Genomic DNA, 18,651 nt, shown 5'->3' with positions numbered 1-18,651 from the left:
GATGCCTTCAGTCCCACCTCCGTTGCCGGCCGCCCTGCCCCGCCACATCGCCATCATCATGGATGGCAATGGGCGCTGGGCACAGCAGCGCCGTCGTCCGCGCGTGATCGGCCACCGGGCCGGCGCGCGCGCGGTCAACCGCACCATCGAGCGCTGCCTTGAACTGGGCATACCGGCGCTGACCCTGTTCGCGTTTTCCAGCGAGAACTGGGGCCGGCCGCAGGAAGAAGTCGATGCCCTGATGAAGCTGTTCCTCGGCGCGCTCGACCGTGAAGTGGACGAGCTGCATCGGCGTGGCGTGCGCGTTCGCTTCATCGGCGAACGCGAGCGCTTCGGTGCAGGGCTGGTCAGCCGCATGCAGCTGGCCGAGCAGCGCACCGCCGACAACACCACCCTGACCCTGTCGATCGCCGCCAGCTACGGCGGCCGCCAGGACATCGCCCGCGCCGCGCGCGCCCTGGCCGTCGAAGTGGCGGCCGGTCGCCTTCTGCCCGAGCAGATCGATGAATCGCTGCTGGGCAGCCAGGTGGCCCTGGCCGACCTGCCACCGCCGGACCTGTTCATCCGCACCGGTGGCGACACCCGCATCAGCAACTTCCTGCTGTGGCAGCTGGCCTATACCGAGCTGTGGTTCACCGATGCCCTGTGGCCGGACTTCGATGCCGGGCAGCTGCAGCAGGCGCTGGACGCCTATGGCAGACGTGAGCGTCGTTTCGGCCTGACCAGCGCCCAGATCGCCGCACTGGCCACCGAGACTTCCAGCCCATGACCAAGATCCGAGTCCTTGCCGCGCTGATCATGGCGCCGGTCGCCATTGCCGCGATCCTGCTGCTGCCGACCCAGTGGCTGGCAGCGGCGGCCGCTGCGGTGCTGCTGATCGGCCTGTGGGAATGGCTGAAGCTGGCCGGCATCGAAGACACCCTGGCGCGTACCGTGCTGCTGGTACTGAACCTGCTGCTGATGGTGCTGCTGGTCTGGGCCGATGGCAGCACGCTGGTGCTGTTCCAGATCACCACCCTGGCCGGCGTGGCCTGGTGGCTGGCCGCGCTGGTCTGGTTGCGCTTCTTCAACTTCGGTGCGCAGCCGTCGGCACCCTCGCGCATCGTGAAGATGCTGGCCGGTACGCTGGCCATCGTTCCGGCCTGGGCTGCGCTGGTGCTGATCCATGCCGGCGGCGATCCGCCGGGCAGGCAGGGCCACCTGTGGCTGCTGGCTGCGCTGGCACTGGTCTGGGCGGCCGATTCGGGCGCCTATTTCGCCGGTCGTCACTTCGGCAAGCACAAGCTGGCCCCACGGATCAGCCCCAACAAGACCTGGGAAGGCCTGTTCGGCGGCCTGCTGGCCGGTGTCGCCGTGGCCCTCGGCCTGGGCTGGCTGGCCGGCATCGACGCCGGGCACCTGCCAGGCCTGCTGATCACCTCGGTGGTGGCCGTGTTCGCCTCGGTGCTGGGTGACCTGTTCGAAAGCCTGATCAAGCGCCACGCCGGCGCCAAGGACTCCGGAAACCTGATTCCGGGCCATGGTGGTGTGCTCGATCGTGTCGACGGTGTCCTGGCTGCCGTGCCGGTGTTCGCACTCGGCAAGGAAATCTTCGGATTCTGACCATGAATGCTGTCGCAGACCTGCGCCGGGTCGCCGTGTTCGGCGCCACCGGCTCGATCGGTGCTTCCACGCTGGACGTGATCGCCCGCCACCCGCACCGCTACCAGGCCACGGTGCTCGCTGCCGGCCGCCAGGTGCAGGCGCTGCTGGCACTGTGCCGCCAGCACAGGCCAGCGCACGCGGTCATCGCCGACGAAGCGCTGTTCACCGAACTGCGCGACGGCCTCCGCGATGCGGGGCTGTCCACCGAGGCGCATGCCGGCCATGCCGCGCTGGACCAGTTGGCCGCCAGTGACGCCTGCGACACCGTGGTCGCCGCGATCGTTGGCGCGGCCGGGCTGTCTTCCACCCTGGCCGCAGCCGCCGCGGGCAAGCGCATCCTGCTGGCCAACAAGGAATCACTGGTACTGGCCGGTGAGCTGCTGACCCGCACCGCTGAACGCGCGGGCGCCGAGATCATCCCGATCGACAGCGAACACAGCGCAATCTTCCAGTGCCTGCGCTCACGCGATGCCAGCGTTGATGGCGCCGGCGTGCGCCGGATCCTGCTGACCGCCTCCGGCGGCCCATTCCGTGGCCGCAGCCGCGACGAACTGGCCCAGGTCACCCCGGCCCAGGCCGTTGCCCACCCGAAATGGTCGATGGGGCCGAAGATCTCGGTCGATTCGGCGACGTTGATGAACAAGGGCCTGGAAGTCATCGAGGCCCACCACCTGTTCGGCGTACCCGGCGAACGCATCGAGGTACTGGTGCACCCGCAGAGCCTGGTCCATTCGCTGGTCGAGTTCGTTGACGGTTCGACCCTGGCACAGATGGGCCTGCCGGACATGCGCACCACCCTCGCCGTTGGCCTGGGCTGGCCGCAACGCATCGAATCGGGCGTGGCCGGGCTGGATCTGCTGGCCCAGGGCCGGCTGGATTTCGAGGCCCCGGACACGGACGCGTTCCCCTGTCTGGCGCTGGCCTGGCAGGCCATGCAGGCCGGCGGCACCGCACCGGCGGTGCTGAACGCCGCCAATGAAGAGGCGGTTTCAGCGTTTCTTCAGGGCCGGATCGGTTTCCTGACCATCCCGAAGCTGGTTGCTAACGCTCTTTCAACACTGCCGACCCAGCCAGCCGATACACTGGAGGTCCTGTTGTGCGCCGACCAGCGGGCACGCCAGCTCACCCTGAACGCCATCGACGCCGCCTGAACGACTGCCTCGCCCAGCATGACGCCGCCGCCCCTGCCCGCCATTGTGAGCCTGCATGACTGACTTCATCGGATCGGTCTGGTGGATGATTGTCAGCCTCGGGCTGCTGGTCACGTTCCACGAGTTCGGGCATTACTGGGTCGGGCGCCTGTGCGGGGTCAAGATCCTGCGCTTCTCGGTCGGCTTCGGCCGGCCGCTGTGGTCGCGACGGGACAGGCACGGCACCGAGTTCGCCATTGCCGCCATCCCGCTCGGCGGCTACGTGAAGTTCCTCGACGAACGCGAGGTTGAAGTCCACCCCCACGAGCGCGGCCAGGCCTTCAACAACAAGAGCGTCTGGCAGCGCATTGCCATCGTTGCCGCCGGCCCGATCGCCAACCTGCTGCTGTGCATCCTGCTGCTGTGGGCGATGTTCGTGATCGGCAAGCAGGATTATTCGCCGACGATCGGCCGTGTCAGCGGCATCGCTGCCAGTGCCGGGCTGGCCAGCGGTGACCGCGTGCTGCGCGTGGACGAGCGCCCGGTCGTTACCCTCGGTGAAGCCAGCATGGCGCTGACCGCGGCCGCGATGGACCGCCGCGACGTGAGGCTGGAGGTGCTGGATACGGCTGACCAGGTACGCATGCGCACTCTGCCGCTGTCGCAGCTGCCGGCAGGTTTCGATGAGCGGCGGGTGCCGATCCTGGCCGGCCTGTACTGGCAGTCGTGGCTGCAGCCGGCGCTGGTCGACTCGCTGACGCCGGATTCGGTGGTGGCCGGGCAGCTGCAGCCGGGGGACCTGATCGTGGCCATTGATGGCCAGCGCATCGATGGTGCCGATCAGGTCATCGGCGAGATCCAGACGCTGGGCCGCGCCGGCGGCCCTGGCATGATCGAGGTCCTGCGCGGCGGTGAACGCCTGGCGCTGGAAGTCACCCCGCGCCAGGGCAAGGATTCCAGGGGTGAACCGACCTGGCAGATCGGCGTGCAGTTCCCGACTTCGTTCAGCCCTCCCTACGACACCCTGCTTCGCTATGGCCCGCTTGACGCGGTCACCGTGGCCGTGCGCGAAACCGGCCGCCTGGCGGCAGATTCGCTGGGCATGATGGGCCGAATCGTCACCGGCAAGGCCTCGCTGCAGAACGTGTCCGGGCCAGTCACCATCGCCCGGGTGGCCAATGTCTCGGCCAAGCGCGGCCTCGACTGGTTCCTGCAGTTCCTTGCCCTGCTGTCCCTCAGCCTGTGCATCATCAACCTGCTGCCGATCCCGATCTTGGACGGCGGCCACCTGCTGTATTACCTTATCGAGTTGGTCAAGGGCAGCCCGCTGAGCGAGCGTGCCATCGCCGCCGGCCAGTACATCGGCCTGGCGCTGCTGGCCGGGCTGATGGGGTTGGCGTTCTACAACGACATCCTCGGCCTGGTCCCGCGATGAACTTTTCCACGTTGTTGCCGTCTACAGCGTCGGCATCCCGCACCAATGAAATCGACCTTCCTACCGGACGTGACATGACGCGACTCCCCAATCGCCGCCTGCTGGCCCTCGCCCTTGCCGCCGTCACCGGCGCCCCCGCCCTGGCCCAGGCAGCCGAGCCCTTCACTGTCAGCGACATCCGCGTCGACGGCCTGCAGCGCATCAGCTCGGGCACGGTGTTCACCTACCTGCCGGTGGAACGTGGCGAGACGGTCACCGACAGCAAGGTCGGCGAGACGATCCGCGCCCTGTACAAGACCGGCTTCTTCGAGGATGTGCAGCTGGACCGCCAGGGCAGCATCCTGGTAGTGACCGTCAAGGAACGCCCGGCGATCAACAAGCTGACCGTGACCGGCAACAAGGACATCAAGTCCGAGCAGCTGCTCAAGGGCCTGTCCGACATCGGCCTGACCGAGGGCGGCACCTTTGATCGGCTGAGCCTGGACCGCGTGACCCAGGAACTTCGCCGCCAGTACAACGACCGCGGCAAGTACAACGTCGAGATCACCCCCACGGTGAGCCCGCTGGACCGCAACCGCGTGGACATCGCCATCGCCATCAAGGAAGGCAAGGCGGCCAAGATCCGCCACGTCAACCTGGTGGGCACCGAAAAGTTCGAGAGCAAGGACATCCTGGAAACCTGGGAGTCCAAGGAGCACAACTGGGCGTCCTGGTACCGCCGTGACGACCAGTACTCCAAGGAAAAGCTGTCCGGCGACCTGGAAAAGCTCAATTCCTGGTACCTGGACCGCGGCTATGTCGACTTCAGCATCGATTCGACCCAGGTGTCGATCAGCCCCGACAAGCGCGACATGTTCCTCACCGCCGGCGTGACCGAAGGTGCGCAGTACAAGATCTCCGAGATCAAGGTCAGCGGCGACACCATCCTCCCGCAGGAGGACGTCGAGCGCATGGTGATCCAGAAGTCCGGCGATACGTTCTCGCGTGCGCTGCTGGAGTTCAGCTCGGACACCATCACCAATTCGCTGTCCAACATCGGCTACGCGTTCGCCAAGGTGAACCCGATCCCGACCACCAACCGCGCCGAGCAGACCGTGGCGATCAACATGCAGGTCGTGCCCGGCCCGCGCGTGTCGGTGCGTCGCATCCTGTTCCGCGGGAACACGCGTACGTCCGACGAAGTGATGCGTCGCGAAATGCGCCAGTTCGAGAACAGCTGGTACTCGCAGGCCGCGATCGATCGTTCCAAGATCCGCCTGCAGCGCTTGGGCTACTTCGAATCGGTGGACGTCGAGACCCCGGCCGTCAGCGGCAGCAACGACCAGGTCGACGTCGTCTACAACGTCAAGGAAACCACCTCGGGCAGCTTCGTGTTCGGCCTGGGCTACTCGCAGTCCTACGGCATGACCACGTCGGTGCAGCTGTCGCAGAACAACTTCCTCGGCGGCGGCAACCGCGTGTCGGTCGAAGCCTCGCGCAGCAGCTACCTGCAGCGTTACGGCTTCAGCTACACCAACCCGTACTTCACTGATGACGGCGTCTCGCTGGGCTACAACCTGTCCTGGCGCGAACTGGACTACTCCGACTTCAACACCGCGCAGTACAACAGCACCAACGGTGCCGCGCAGGTGGTGTTTGGCGTGCCGCTGACCGAGACCGATACCGTCTCGCTGATGTTCGGCATCGACAGCAACCAGATCACCACTTACCAGGGCTCGACCCCGCAGTCGATCATCGACTACATCAACGCAGTCGGTAAGCGCACCTTCCACGCATGGCGCACCGAGCTGGGCTGGGCGCGCGACTCGCGCAACGACTACTTCATGCCCACGCGCGGTACCTACCAGCGCATCGGCCTGGAAACCACGCTGCCGGGTTCGACCATCGAGTACTACAAGCTGAACTACCAGATCAGCAAGTACTGGCCGATCATGCCGTCGCTGGTGATCAACACCCGTGCCGAAATCGGCTACGGCGATGCCTACGGCAACGACTACACCCGTACGCTGACCAATCCGGATGGCACCACCCGCACCGTCACCGCCAGCGGCCTGCCGTTCTTCGAGAACTTCTACGCCGGTGGTACCAACTCGGTGCGCGGCTTCGAGGACAACACACTCGGCCCGCGCGAAGTCACCACCGGTTATCCGGAAGGCCAGCCGCTGGGTGGTTCGCTGAAGACCGTTGGGTCGGTGGAGGCCTACTTCCCGCGCCTGTTCGACAGCCCGTCGGCGCGTGTGTCGGCCTTCGTCGACTTCGGTAACGTGTATACCGGCGTGGACAACTTCAAGGCCAACGAGCTGCGCGTGTCCACCGGTGTGGCCCTGCTGTGGCGCGCCCCGGTCGGCCCGATCTCGATCAGCTACGCCTTCCCGCTGAAGAAGGAAGACGATGACAAGATCGAGCGCCTGCAATTCACGTTCGGTGGCCAGTTCTGAGGAACTCTGTTCCTCAGAACTGATCCACCTCCGGTGAATTGCCCGCGCATTTCACCTATCCCCCGCGCCGCTGGCGCGCCCCCCTCAACAAAGGGGGGCTCTCCACCAGACGGGGCGCGAAGCGCCGGGCATTGCCCGGCGTTTTCGTTTTACTTGCTCGCCGCCGCCGTTACTTCCCGCGCTCGCGTGAAATCATCTGGTGATGGCGCAGGGGGCTGACCAGGACCGTTGGCGCCATGGGCCCGAGGCATGCCTCGGGCGGGTTGGGCAGGACCCCCAACCCCGGTCTTGCCATGTGCGCAGGACAGCGCACACGAGCAAGGCGCCATCGAGCACCATGGAGGGGCTTTTGCGTGTCCTGGCCAGGGCCACCCGCCGCCTCCCACCGTACCCGGCAGGCGCCAAGCCCTGCCCCCCCCGCATGACCGCAATGGCGTCACACGTTAAACTCCCGCCGTGAATACTCCCACCTACACCGCCCAGCAACTCGCCGAGCAGTTCGGCCTGCAGGTCCATGGCGACCCCGCCACCGCCATCCATGGCGTGGCCACCCTCGCCCATGCCGGTCCTGGCCAGCTGACCTTCCTTGCCAACCCGCGCTACCGCGCCCAGCTGGCCGACAGCCAAGCCTCGCTGGTGGTGCTGCGTGCCGAAGACGCCGAGTCCGCTCCCGGCGCCGCGCTCGTCGCCAAGGACCCGTACACCACCTTCGCCAAGATCGCCGCGCTGTTCGACATCGCGCCGACCCGTCCGCCGGGCATCCACCCCAGCGCGGTGATCGACCCCAGTGCCCAGGTTGCGGCCAGCGCGCACATCGGTCCGTTCGTCTCAGTCGGTGCGCGCAGCGTGGTCGGCGAGAACTGCATCATCGGCGCCGGCAGCGTGATCGGCGAGGACTGCAGCCTGGATTCCGGCTGTGAGCTGATCGCCCGGGTCACCCTGGTCACCCGGGTCCGGCTGGGCAAGCGCGTGCGCGTGCATCCCGGTGCCGTGCTCGGCGCCGACGGCTTTGGCCTGGCGATGGACGCCGGCAAGTGGATCAAGGTGCCGCAGCTCGGCGGCGTGCGCATCGGCGACGATTGCGAAATCGGCGCCAACACCTGCGTCGACCGTGGCGCGCTGGAAGACACCGTGCTGGACGAAGACGTACGCCTGGACAACCTGGTGCAGATCGCGCACAACGTGCAGATCGGTGCGCATTCGGCCATCGCCGGTTGCACCGGCATCGCCGGCAGCGCCAAGATCGGCCGCTATTGCCTGCTCGGCGGCCACGTCGGCGTTGTCGGCCACCTGGAGATCTGCGACAAGGTCGTGATCACCGGCAAGTCGGTGGTCCGCAATTCCATCCATGAGCCGGGCGAGTACTCATCCGGCACCCCGTTGACCGACAACCGTACGTGGCGCAAGAACGCCGCGCGTTTCAAGCAGCTGGACGCATTGGCTCGCCGCGTCCTGGCTGCTGGCAAGGAGAAAGAATGAACGATTCGCTGCAGCTTCCGATCGACGTCTGCCAGATCCAGGAACTGCTTCCACACCGCTACCCGTTCCTGCTGGTGGACCGGGTGCTTGAACTCGACGTCGAGGCCAAGCGGATCCTGGCGCAGAAGAACGTCAGCATCAACGAGCCGTTCTTCCAGGGCCACTTCCCGGGCCGCCCGATCATGCCCGGCGTACTGATCATCGAAGCGCTGGCGCAGGCCGGCGGCGTGATGACCCAGCTCACGCTTGGCCGCGATGCGCAGTCCAAGCTGTTCTACATGGTCAAGGTGGAAAACGCCCGCTTCAACAAGCAGGTCGTCCCCGGCGACGTGCTGATGCTGGACGTGCAGATGAAGCGCCTGATCCGCAACATGGGCTGGTACTACGGCGAAGCCAAGGTCAACGGCGAAGTCGTCGCGTCGGCCGAGGTCATGTGTGCCGGCGCCAAGGGCTGATCCACTGGAGGCAGCAATGACTGACAACGCACCGCGGATCCACCCCACCGCCGTCATCGACCCGGCCGCACGCCTGGCCGACGATGTCCAGGTGGGCGCCTTCACCCTGATCGGCCCCGACGTTGAAATCGGTGCCGGTACGGTGGTGGGCCCCCATTGCAGCATCCACGGCCCGACCCGGATCGGCCGCGACAACCGCTTCGTCGGCCATGCCGCGATCGGTGGCGAGCCGCAGGACAAGAAGTTCGGCGGCGAGCGCACCGAACTGGTGATCGGCGACCGCAACGTGTTCCGCGAGTTCGTCACCCTGAACCGTGGCACCGGCGGCGGCGGCGGCATCACCACCATCGGCAACGACAACTGGATGCTGGCCTACACGCACGTGGCGCACGACTGCCATGTCGGCAATTTCTGCGTGTTCTCCAACAACACCACCCTGGCCGGCCATGTGACCGTGGGCGACTACGTGATCATCAGCGGCTTCGCCGGTGCCCACCAGTTCTGCCGGATCGGCGCGCATGCCTTCCTCGGCATGGGCGCGCTGACCAATGGTGACGTACCGCCGTTCACCATGGTCGGTACTGATTCGCTGGGACGCCCGCGCGGCATCAACAGCGAAGGCCTGAAGCGACGTGGCTTCGACGCTGACCGCATTTCGGCCATCAAGCGTGCCTACCGCACGCTGTACGTGGCGGGCCTGCCGCTGGCAGAGGCCAAGGTGCAGCTGACCGAGCAGGCGCGTGACAGCGACGACGTAAAGGCGATGCTGGACTTCATCGAGCACGCCGAGAGGCCCCTGCTGCGATGAGCAGCACGACCGGCCAGGCGCCGGCCGGCGCCGCAGTGATCCCGCTGGCCTCGATGACCGGCAGCGTCCCGGCGCAACGGGTGCTCAGCGAGCGCCCGTTGCGGATCGCGCTGGTGGCCGGCGAGGCCTCCGGCGATCTGCTCGGTGCGGGCCTGGTCCGCGAACTGAAAGCGCGCTTCCCGAATGCCGAGTTCGCCGGCATCGGTGGCGACGCCATGCGCAGCGCGGGCTGCCAGACCTGGCACGATGCCAGCGAGCTGGCGGTGATGGGCCTGACCGAAGTGCTGCGCCACCTGCCGCGCCTGCTCAAGCTGCGTTCGGCGTTCCGCCAGCGTGCGCTTGACTGGCAGCCGGACGTGTTCATCGGCATCGACGCCCCCGACTTCAACCTGGGTATCGAGCGTTGGCTGAAGCAGCGTGGCGTGAGCACTGTGCATTACGTCAGTCCCTCGGTCTGGGCCTGGCGCGAAAAGCGCGCCGAGAAGACCGGCAGCAGCGCCGACCTGGTGCTGTGCCTGTTCCCGATGGAGCCACCGATCTATGCCAGGCACGGCATCGACGCGCGCTTCGTCGGCCACCCGATGGCCGATGACATTCCGCTGCAGGGCAATCGCGAGGAAGCACGCGCCGCGCTCGGACTGCCGGCCTCGGCCAAGGTGCTGGCAGTGTTGCCGGGCAGCCGCCTGGGCGAGATCTCGCGCCTGGGCGAACCGTTCTTCGAAGCCGCCTGGCAGGTCTCCGAACGCATTCCGGGCCTGCATGTGGTGGTGCCTGCCGCCAACCCGGCCTGCAGGGAACTGATCGAGGAACAGCTGTCGCGCTCGGCGCTGCCGGTGGCCTATTCGCATGTGCTGGATGGCCAGGCGCGCAACGCGATGATCGCCGCCGACGTGGTGGTGCTGGCCTCCGGTACCGCGACTCTGGAGGCCATGCTGGTGAAGCGGCCGATGGTGGTCGGTTACCGCGTCAACGAACTGACCTATCGACTGGTGAAGGCGCTCGGCCTGATCAAGGTCGACCGCTTCGCCCTGCCCAACATCCTGGCCGGGCAGGACCTGGCACCGGAACTGATGCAGCACGACTGCACGCCGGACAAGCTGGCCGCGGCCATCCAGCAGTGGTTCGACCACCCGCAGCGGGTGACCGATCTGCAGGATGCCTACGTGCGCCTGCACGAGCGGCTGCGCCGCAACGCCTCGGCGCGTGCCGCCGACGCCGTTGGCGAACTGCTGATGCGCGACCAGGCACAGGCATGAGCCGCCGTCACGCCGCCGCAGCCAGCCTGACCCTGTTCGACGGTGCGCCCGTGGTCGAGCCGGAGCGCCTGGTCGCTGGCGTCGACGAGGCAGGCCGTGGCCCACTGGCCGGGCCGGTCGCGGTGGCAGCGGTGGTGTTCGACCCGTCGCGACCACGGATCAACGGCCTGGATGACTCCAAGCAGCTGACCGCGGCCCGCCGCGAGCAGCTGCATGACCGCATCATCGAGCGCGCCCTGGCCTGGCATGTGGTGCTGGTGGACGTGGACACCATCGACCGCCTGAACATCTACCAGGCCACCCTGCAGGGCATGCGTGACGTCGTTGCAGCGGTCGCCCATGTGGCCGGCTTCGCGCGCATCGACGGCAACGTGGTGCCCAAGGGCCTGGCACTGCCGGCGCAGGCGCTGGTCGGCGGCGATGGCATCGACCGCGCGATCATGGCCGCCTCGATCCTGGCCAAGGTCTCGCGCGACCGCTACATGCAGGAGGTGCATGCCCGCCATCCGAAGTACGGCTTCGAACAGCACAAGGGCTACGGCACCCCGGCCCACCTGGCCGCCCTGCGCGAGCACGGCCCCTGCATGGAGCACCGCCGCAGTTTCGCTCCGGTGCGTGAGTGTCTGGACCTGACGCAGGCGGCGGCCATCGCCTGAGCCAGCTGGAGTTGTAGTGCCGAGCCCATGCTCGGCTGCTGTGGACAGCCGAGCATGGGCTCGGCTCTAAGAAGGCGGCCTCCCGCACGCCTGAATCCGGCGCCACGCCGTGCCCCTGTCAAGCCTTGTGGCAACCCCCTGCCCTCGCTACCCTGACCGGGCATTCCAGCGCTTCCCGACCCCGGCGACGAACCTCCGTCAGCACCCGGGGCCCGCGCGCTCCAACCTGGTCCGGCATGTCCAACTCCCGCTTCGTACATCTCCACGTCCACACCGAGTTCTCGCTGGCGGACTCCACCATCCGTGTGCCGGCCAAGCCGGACCAGGCGGACCCGAAGAAGGCCAAGCAGGCCAACCTGCTGTCGCGCTCGGTCGAGCTCGGCCTGCCGGCGCTGGCGGTGACCGACCTCAACAACCTGTTCGCCCTGGTCAAGTTCTACAAGGCCGCCGAAGGCGTGGGCATCAAGCCGATCGCCGGTGCCGACGTGCTGATCGCCGAGGAAGGCCAGGACCCGTGGCGGATGACCCTGCTGTGCCGTGATCGCGAAGGCTACCTGAGCCTGTCGCGGCTGCTGACCCGCGCCTGGATGGAAGGCCATCGCCCCGAAGGCGGCGTAGCCATCCACCCGGACTGGCTGAAGGCCGGCAACGCCAACCTGTTCGCGCTGGCCGGCCGGCAGAGCCTGGCCGGACGCCTGGCGCTGGACGGCAAGCATGAGCTGGCCGAGCAGCAGCTGGCCGACTGGCAACGGGTGTTCGGCGATGGCCTGCACCTGGAGCTGACCCGCACCGGCCGCGAGGGCGAGGAAACCTTCAACCAGTTCGCGCTGATGGCTGCGGGCCAGCGTGGCCTGCCGGTGGTGGCCAGCAATGACGTGCGCTTCCTGTCGCCCTCCGATTTCAGCGCGCATGAGGCGCGCGTGTGCATTTCCACCGGCCGCGTGCTGGACGATCCCAAGCGTCCGCGCGAGTACAGCGACCAGCAGTACCTGAAGTCGGCCGAGGAGATGTGCGCGCTGTTCGCCGACATCCCCGACGCGATCGACAACACGCTGGCGCTGGCCGAGCGCTGCAACATCGAGATGCGGCTGGGCACCTACTTCCTGCCCAACTACCCGGTGCCCGACGACGAAACGTTGGATACCTGGATCCAGAAGATGTCGCGCGAGGGCCTGGAAGAGCGCCTGGAGAAGAATCCGCTGGCGCCGGGCAAGACCCGTGAGGAGTACTTCGAGCGCCTGGAGTTCGAGCTCAACACCATCATCAAGATGGGCTTCCCCGGCTACTTCCTGATCGTGGCCGACTTCATCCAATGGGGCAAGAACCAGGGCATTCCGATCGGCCCCGGCCGCGGCTCGGGTGCCGGTTCACTGGTGGCGTGGGCGCTGAAGATCACCGACCTGGATCCGCTGCCGTACAACCTGCTGTTCGAGCGCTTCCTCAATCCGGAACGCGTGTCGATGCCCGACTTCGACATCGACTTCTGCATGGACCGCCGCGACGAGGTGATCGACTACGTCGCGCGCAAGTATGGGCGCGAGCGCGTCAGCCAGATCATCACCTACGGCACCATGGCCGCCAAGGCGGTGGTGCGCGACTCCGGCCGCGTGCTCGGGTTCCCGTACGGCCTGGTCGACGGCGTTTCCAAGTTGATCCCGAACATCCTGGGTATCCACCTGAAGGATGCGCTGGGCAGGGGCAAGGAAGGCCCGAGCTCGGAAATGGCGTCGCCGGAACTGATCCAGCGCTACGAGACAGAGGACGATGTCCGCGACCTGATCGACCTGGCGCTGCAGCTGGAAGACCTGACCCGCAACGCCGGCAAGCACGCCGGCGGCGTGGTGATCGGGCCCGAGCCGCTGAGCGAGTTCTGCCCGCTGTATGCGGAACACGACGAAAATGGGCTCGGCAAGAACCCGGTCACCCAGTTCGACAAGAACGACGTGGAAGAAGTGGGCCTGGTGAAGTTCGACTTCCTCGGCCTGCGCACGCTGACCATCATCGACTGGGCGGTGAAGGCGATCAACAAGCGCCACGAACGCGCGGGCATTCCGCCGGTCGACATTGCCGCGATCCCGCTCGACGATGCGCCCACCTACAAGGACATCTTCGCCAACGGCAACACCGGCGCGGTGTTCCAGTTCGAATCCTCGGGCATGCGCCGCCTGCTGAAGGACGCGCGCCCCGACCGTTTCGAAGACCTGATCGCGCTGGTGTCGCTGTACCGCCCTGGCCCGATGGACCTGATTCCTTCGTTCAACGCGCGCAAGCACGGCCAGGAAGAAATCATCTATCCCGATCCGCGCACCGAAGCGATCCTGAAGGACACCTACGGCATCATGGTGTACCAGGAGCAGGTGATGCAGATGGCGCAGATCGTCGGCGGCTACTCGCTGGGCGGCGCCGACCTGCTGCGCCGCGCGATGGGCAAGAAGGTGCCGGCGGAAATGGCCAAGCACCGTGAGATCTTCCGCGAAGGTGCGGCCAAGGGCGGCGTCGATGGCCCCAAGGCCGACGAGATCTTCGACCTGATGGAGAAGTTCGCCGGCTATGGCTTCAACAAGTCACACGCCGCTGCATACGCACTGGTCAGCTACCAGACCGCGTGGCTGAAGCGCCATTATCCGGCCGAATTCATGGCGGCCACGCTGTCTTCGGACCTGGACAACACCGACAAGGTGGTCGGCTTCCTCGACGAGGTGCGCAACCTCGGCCTGACCGTGCTGCCGCCGAAGGTGAACCAGTCGGCCTTCATGTTCGAAGCGGTCACCCCGGACACGATCCAGTACGGCCTGGGCGCGATCAAGGGCGTGGGCCAGGGCGCCTGCGAAGCGGTGGTCGAGGAACGACTGAAGGGCGGCCCGTTCAAGGATCTGCTGGACTTCTGCACCCGCGTCGGCTCGGCCAAGCTCAACCGGCGCACGCTGGAAGCGATGATCAACTGCGGTGCGCTCGATGAGCTCGGCCGCAACCGTGCCTCGCTGATGCTGCAGTTGCCGGAAGTGATCAAGGCCACTGATCAGATGGCACGCGAGCGTGCGTCCGGACAGAACTCGCTGTTTGGCGGGCCCGACCCGAGCACCGTTTCGATCCAGCTGGACCTGCCAGAAGCCGAAGAATGGCCGTTGCTGCAGCGCCTCAACGGCGAGCGCGACACGCTGGGCTTCTACCTCAGCGGCCACCCGTTCGATCCCTGGCGCGACGATGTGCGCGATCTGGTAGGCAACGACCTGGGTTCGGTGGAGAAAATCTGGAGCGGCAACAGCGGTGGCGGCGGTGGCGGCGAGAAGCGCTGGCGCCCGGAGGTGCAGACCGTGCTGGCAGGCCAGGTAGTCGGCGTGCGCCGCAAGGGCGAAAGCCAGATCTTCATCCAGCTGGAGGATGGCCGCGGCCGCGTCGAGTGCAGTGCGTTCTCCGATGCAATGGCCGAGTTCGGCCACCTGATGACCAAGGACCGCATCCTGGTGGTCAAGGGCGGCCTGCGCGAGGACGAGTTCAACGGTGGCTACGCGCTGCGCATCCGCCAGTGCTGGGACTTCGACGAAGTCTGCGCCAACTACGCCACGCGGCTGTCGCTGCGCCTGGACCTGCGCCAGCAGCGCCCGGTCTGGGAGCGCATCAATGCCCTGCTCGACCGCCATCGCCCGGGGCGCACGCCGCTGCGCCTGGACCTGCTGCTGAAGGGCCCGCACGGCGGTGTCGCCGGCATGCTCGATGTCTCCGGGCAGAGCGCGGTACGCATCGATTCCAAGCTGATGGAGGCGCTGCGCGCCGACCCGGCCGTACGCACGCTGAAGGTGCGCTACAGCCCGCCGTGGGCCAGCTGAGGCTGGCTCCTTCGTGTTCCTGTTTTCCAGTTCCAACCATCAAGGACGATCGCCCATGAAGACCCTGCTGTTTCCGTTCGTTGCCGCACTGGCACTGGCCGCCTGCTCGCCGTCGAAGATCGAGTTCCAGATCGACAACCCGACCGACGCGCCGCTGGCGCTGAGCATCGACGGCCAGGACGTGCCAGTGGCCGCGCACGGCTCGCGCCCGATCTCGCTCGCCATTGGCGAACATCGCCTGCACACAGACGCGCTTGGCGACGTGCGCTTCATCGTCTACGTCGACGGTCGTGGCGGCCTGATCAACCCGACCCTGAGCGAGTACGTGATTGCTCGCGAGGTCTATGTCACCGACGAGAGCAAGCTGAAGAATTTCGGCGTCGGCAACAACGGGATCGAACTGGGCGGGGTCAGCTTCGAAGGTCCCTTCGAGAAGCGCCACGACCTGTTCATCGACAAGACCTGGACCTACGGCGTGCGCGAGCCGTTCCCGAAGGAAAAGGTGGTGGCCCATGTCGATTCCAGCGGCGGCCAGATCGTGGCCAAGGTGTTCACGGCCCCGGACTTCATCACCTACGTCGAAGAAGGCATGGGCGAACCCGGTGCATTCAAGCGCCAACAGCCGGCCGGCTACGTCGCGCCGGCATTCAGCCTGGAGCCGGCCCCGGCCAGCCTGCCGGCCCTTGACCCCGCCTTCGAGGCGCACGCCGCGCCGCTGCGCAAGGTCTATGCGCGCTGGCTGAAGGCCACCACCGCCGATGAACAGAAGGCCCTGCGCAAGCAGGACTTCGACGCGCAGATGGCCTTCACCTCGGCCACCGCCACCCTGGGCAGCGGCCTGGGCCGGGAGGCCAACGAGGCCTACAACGACTTCGTTTCCCAGCGCAGCCAGTTGATGGGCCGCAGCGCGCTGGTGGTGCCCTGAGCTGACTGGCGCCGCCTGCCCGGCTGCGTTACCGTCGCCTTCCAGACGAAGGCGTACGGGTGGTTTGCACGCATTCGGCTAGAATTGCCCCCTTCTTTACACGACGGCTTCCGATGAATCCGAACTACCTCGACTTCGAGCAACCCATCGCCGACCTGGAAGCCAAGATCCAGGAACTGCGCAACGCCAGTGCCGGGCCGGCGGTCAATGTCGAGGCGGAAGTGCACGCGCTGCAGGACAAGCTGCGCATGCGCACCGCGCAGATCTTCCGCAACCTGACCTCGTGGCAGGTGCTGCAGCTGGCCCGGCACCCATCGCGTCCGTACACCGCCGACTACATCCGCGTCATGTTCGATGAGTTCCAGGAGCTGGCCGGTGACCGCGCCTTCGCTGACGACAAGGCGATCATGGGCGGCCTGGCCCGCATCAATGGCCGCGCGGTAATGGTGATCGGCCACCAGAAGGGCCGCGACACCAAGGAAAAGATCAAGCGCAACTTCGGCATGCCCAAGCCGGAGGGCTACCGCAAAGCCCTGCGCCTGATGAAGATGGCAGAGCGCTTCGGCCTGCCGGTGCTGACCCTGATCGACACCGCCGGCGCCTGGCCGGGCATCGACGCCGAGTCGCGCGGCCAGTCCGAAGCGATCGCGCGCAACCTGATCGAGATGGCCGAGCTGAAGGTGCCGATCATCTGCACCGTGATCGGTGAAGGCGGCTCCGGCGGTGCGTTGGCACTGGGTGTGGGCGACCGCACCGTGATGCTGGAATACGCGGTGTACTCGACCATCACGCCGGAAGGCTGCGCCTCGATCCTGTGGAAGGACGCGGGCAAGGCCAAGGAAGCGGCCGAACAACTGGGCCTGACTGCCCCGCGCCTGAAGAGCCTGGGCCTGGTCGACAAGGTCGTGCGCGAGCCGACCGGTGGCGCCCACCGCAACCCGACCCAGATGGCCAAGCGCCTGAAGGCCGTGCTGCTGAACGAGCTGGACGCGCTGGACAAGCTGTCCACCGAACAGCTGCTGGAACAGCGCTACACGCGCCTGCGCAGTTACGGCACGTACGAGGCAGCCTGATTCATCGGCTTGTTACTTTCTTGCTCTTGCAAGAAAGTAACCAAAGAACACGCCGCCGAACGCGAACCGGTGCTGTGCACCGGTTCCCTGCGCTTCTCGGTGAATCAGGGGACGGCGCCGAACTCGCTGCGCTCAGACATCGGCGCCTCTTCGCCCCTGTTTCACCTGCGATGCTCGGCTCGCTCATGGCGGACCTGGACATCAAAAGCCACAGCTGCACCCAGTAGATCCACGCCATGCGTGGATGCATCTGTGCGATGCGCCGCGCGCGCAGCGCGCCCCGTTCAGAACGGCTTGGCCAGCACCAGCCACACGATCGGAATGAACGCCAGCAGCGGGATCTCGTTGATCCAGCGCAGCGCGCGCGACGACGGCAGCGCCCGGCCCTTGGCCACGCCCTTGAGCAGGCGACCGGTCCAGCCGAAGTACACCAGCAGCAGCACCACCAGCCCCAGCTTGGCGTGCAGCCAGCCGGCAGCTCCCGGAGCCACCATGGTCGGGAAATCGGGGATGACCTTGTAGCCCAGCCACAGCACCAGGCCGAGCAGGAACGCCAGGCCGAACATCGAGTGGCCGAAGCGGTACAGGCGCAGGCCCATCAGCTGCAGGCGCTCGCTCACCGCCGGCTGGCCCGCGGTCTCGGCCAGGTTCACCAGGATGCGCGGCAGGTAGAACACCGTGGCCATCCACGCCACCACGAACACGATGTGGAAGGTCTTGACCCAGTAGTAGCTCTGCATGCGCTCGCTCCGGCGGCTGGCGTAGGTTGGCGGCCATTCTCGCATGCCGTGGCGAAGCCGCCGCAGGCACGCCCGCCGCGACACATCGACGCATGGCGCGCCGCAACACCGTACGATAGGCGCCGTTTTCCCCGATCGCGCACCGCCCCATGGACAAGACCTACGACGCCGCCTACTTCCAACGCTGGTACCGCCGTGCCGACATCGGCGGCAGCGCCCGCCTGGCGCGCAAGGTTGCGTTGGCCGTGGCCAGCGCCGAGTACTACCTGGAGCGGCCGATCCACAGCGTGCTGGATATCGGCTGCGGTGAAGGCGCCTGGCGCGCGCCGCTGCTGAAGCTGCGTCCGAAGGTCGAATATCTCGGCTTCGACAGCAGCGAGTACGCTGTGCGCCGCTACGGCAGGACCCGCAACCTGCACCTGGCCGCCTTCGGTGATTTCGCCTGGCTGCGGCCCTGCGCCCCGGTCGACCTGCTGGTGTGCTCGGACGTGATGCACTACGTGCCCGACCGTGAACTGCGCGCCGGCCTGGCCGGGGTGGCCGAGCTGACCGGTGGCGTGGCCTTCCTGGAGACCTTCGCCGCCGAGGATGAATTCGACGGCGACCACGAGGGCTTCCACGCCCGCCCGGCGCGCTGGTACCGCCGCACGCTGGCCCGGCACGGCCTGCAGCCGGTGGGGTCGCACTGCTGGCTCGGCCCCGCCCTGGCAGGCGATGCCGCCGCGCTGGAACGGATGTGAATCCGGATTCATTATTTTCAGGCAACTTAACCTGCGGGACACCCG

At 66.9% G+C, this 18,651-nt stretch carries 14 protein-coding genes and 1 pseudogene; 14 read left to right on the top strand and 1 reads right to left on the bottom strand.

The genetic code is table 11. The features are described 5' to 3' along the window. Position 1 precedes the first annotated feature (1 nt). From uppS to O0J15_RS03430, 13 genes and pseudogenes are all read left to right on the top strand, one after another. A complete protein-coding gene (gene uppS / locus O0J15_RS03490; RefSeq protein ID WP_019659124.1) occupies positions 2-769 on the top strand; it encodes a polyprenyl diphosphate synthase in 768 nt (255 codons plus the stop codon). Then, on the top strand, positions 766-1,602 hold the full coding sequence (locus tag O0J15_RS03485) for a phosphatidate cytidylyltransferase (protein WP_019659125.1): 837 nt from the start codon (positions 766-768) through the stop codon (positions 1,600-1,602). The genes uppS and O0J15_RS03485 overlap by 4 nt, the downstream gene beginning before the upstream one ends. A gap of 2 nt (positions 1,603-1,604) precedes the next feature. Continuing rightward, entirely contained in the window at positions 1,605-2,795 is a 1,191-nt protein-coding gene (locus O0J15_RS03480; RefSeq protein ID WP_021204145.1) for a 1-deoxy-D-xylulose-5-phosphate reductoisomerase, read from the top strand. 55 nt (positions 2,796-2,850) lie between these two features. Beyond that, positions 2,851-4,209 (top strand): RIP metalloprotease RseP, encoded by a 1,359-nt coding sequence (gene rseP, locus O0J15_RS03475; protein ID WP_308305087.1) that lies wholly within the window; start codon positions 2,851-2,853, stop codon positions 4,207-4,209. Between the two features lie 74 nt (positions 4,210-4,283). After that, on the top strand, positions 4,284-6,647 hold the full coding sequence (gene bamA, locus O0J15_RS03470; RefSeq protein ID WP_021204147.1) for an outer membrane protein assembly factor BamA: 2,364 nt from the start codon (positions 4,284-4,286) through the stop codon (positions 6,645-6,647). A 456-nt stretch (positions 6,648-7,103) separates the two neighbouring features. Further along, on the top strand, positions 7,104-8,126 hold the full coding sequence (gene lpxD, locus O0J15_RS03465) for a UDP-3-O-(3-hydroxymyristoyl)glucosamine N-acyltransferase (protein ID WP_021203673.1): 1,023 nt from the start codon (positions 7,104-7,106) through the stop codon (positions 8,124-8,126). Further along, a complete protein-coding gene (gene fabZ / locus O0J15_RS03460; protein ID WP_005415845.1) occupies positions 8,123-8,581 on the top strand; it encodes a 3-hydroxyacyl-ACP dehydratase FabZ in 459 nt (152 codons plus the stop codon). The genes lpxD and fabZ overlap by 4 nt, the downstream gene beginning before the upstream one ends. A gap of 16 nt (positions 8,582-8,597) precedes the next feature. Continuing rightward, positions 8,598-9,389, top strand: coding sequence for an acyl-ACP--UDP-N-acetylglucosamine O-acyltransferase (gene lpxA, locus O0J15_RS03455; protein WP_005415844.1), 792 nt, complete (start codon positions 8,598-8,600; stop codon positions 9,387-9,389). 92 nt (positions 9,390-9,481) lie between these two features. Next, a pseudogene (gene lpxB / locus O0J15_RS03450) lies at positions 9,482-10,645 on the top strand (lipid-A-disaccharide synthase); the annotation flags it as partial. Continuing rightward, complete coding sequence (locus tag O0J15_RS03445) at positions 10,642-11,301, top strand: ribonuclease HII (protein WP_021203671.1); 660 nt, start codon at positions 10,642-10,644, stop codon at positions 11,299-11,301. The pseudogene lpxB and the gene O0J15_RS03445, both read left to right, overlap by 4 nt. Before the next feature lie 236 nt (positions 11,302-11,537). Beyond that, positions 11,538-15,128 (top strand): DNA polymerase III subunit alpha, encoded by a 3,591-nt coding sequence (gene dnaE / locus O0J15_RS03440; RefSeq protein ID WP_308305086.1) that lies wholly within the window; start codon positions 11,538-11,540, stop codon positions 15,126-15,128. A gap of 55 nt (positions 15,129-15,183) precedes the next feature. Then, complete coding sequence (locus tag O0J15_RS03435) at positions 15,184-16,053, top strand: hypothetical protein (protein WP_308305085.1); 870 nt, start codon at positions 15,184-15,186, stop codon at positions 16,051-16,053. 113 nt (positions 16,054-16,166) lie between these two features. Continuing rightward, positions 16,167-17,126 carry an acetyl-CoA carboxylase carboxyltransferase subunit alpha gene (locus tag O0J15_RS03430; RefSeq protein ID WP_019659134.1) on the top strand — a complete coding sequence of 320 codons (960 nt, stop codon included), beginning with the start codon at positions 16,167-16,169 and terminating at the stop codon, positions 17,124-17,126. Positions 17,127-17,410: 284 nt separating this feature from the next. Here the strand turns inward: O0J15_RS03430 and O0J15_RS03425 are convergent, their stop codons facing one another. After that, entirely contained in the window at positions 17,411-17,866 is a 456-nt protein-coding gene (locus O0J15_RS03425) for a CopD family protein (RefSeq protein ID WP_019659135.1), read from the bottom strand. A gap of 149 nt (positions 17,867-18,015) precedes the next feature. Between O0J15_RS03425 and O0J15_RS03420 the strand changes: the two genes are divergently transcribed. Beyond that, on the top strand, positions 18,016-18,606 hold the full coding sequence (locus tag O0J15_RS03420; RefSeq protein WP_308305084.1) for a class I SAM-dependent methyltransferase: 591 nt from the start codon (positions 18,016-18,018) through the stop codon (positions 18,604-18,606). Positions 18,607-18,651 lie beyond the last annotated feature (45 nt).

The sequence above is a fragment of the Stenotrophomonas sp. Sm10 genome, from assembly GCF_030985515.1.
GTDB lineage: Bacteria > Pseudomonadota > Gammaproteobacteria > Xanthomonadales > Xanthomonadaceae > Stenotrophomonas > Stenotrophomonas hibiscicola.
The sequence above is the reverse complement of the archived record's forward strand: the minus strand, read 5'-3'. Positions and strand labels throughout refer to the sequence as shown.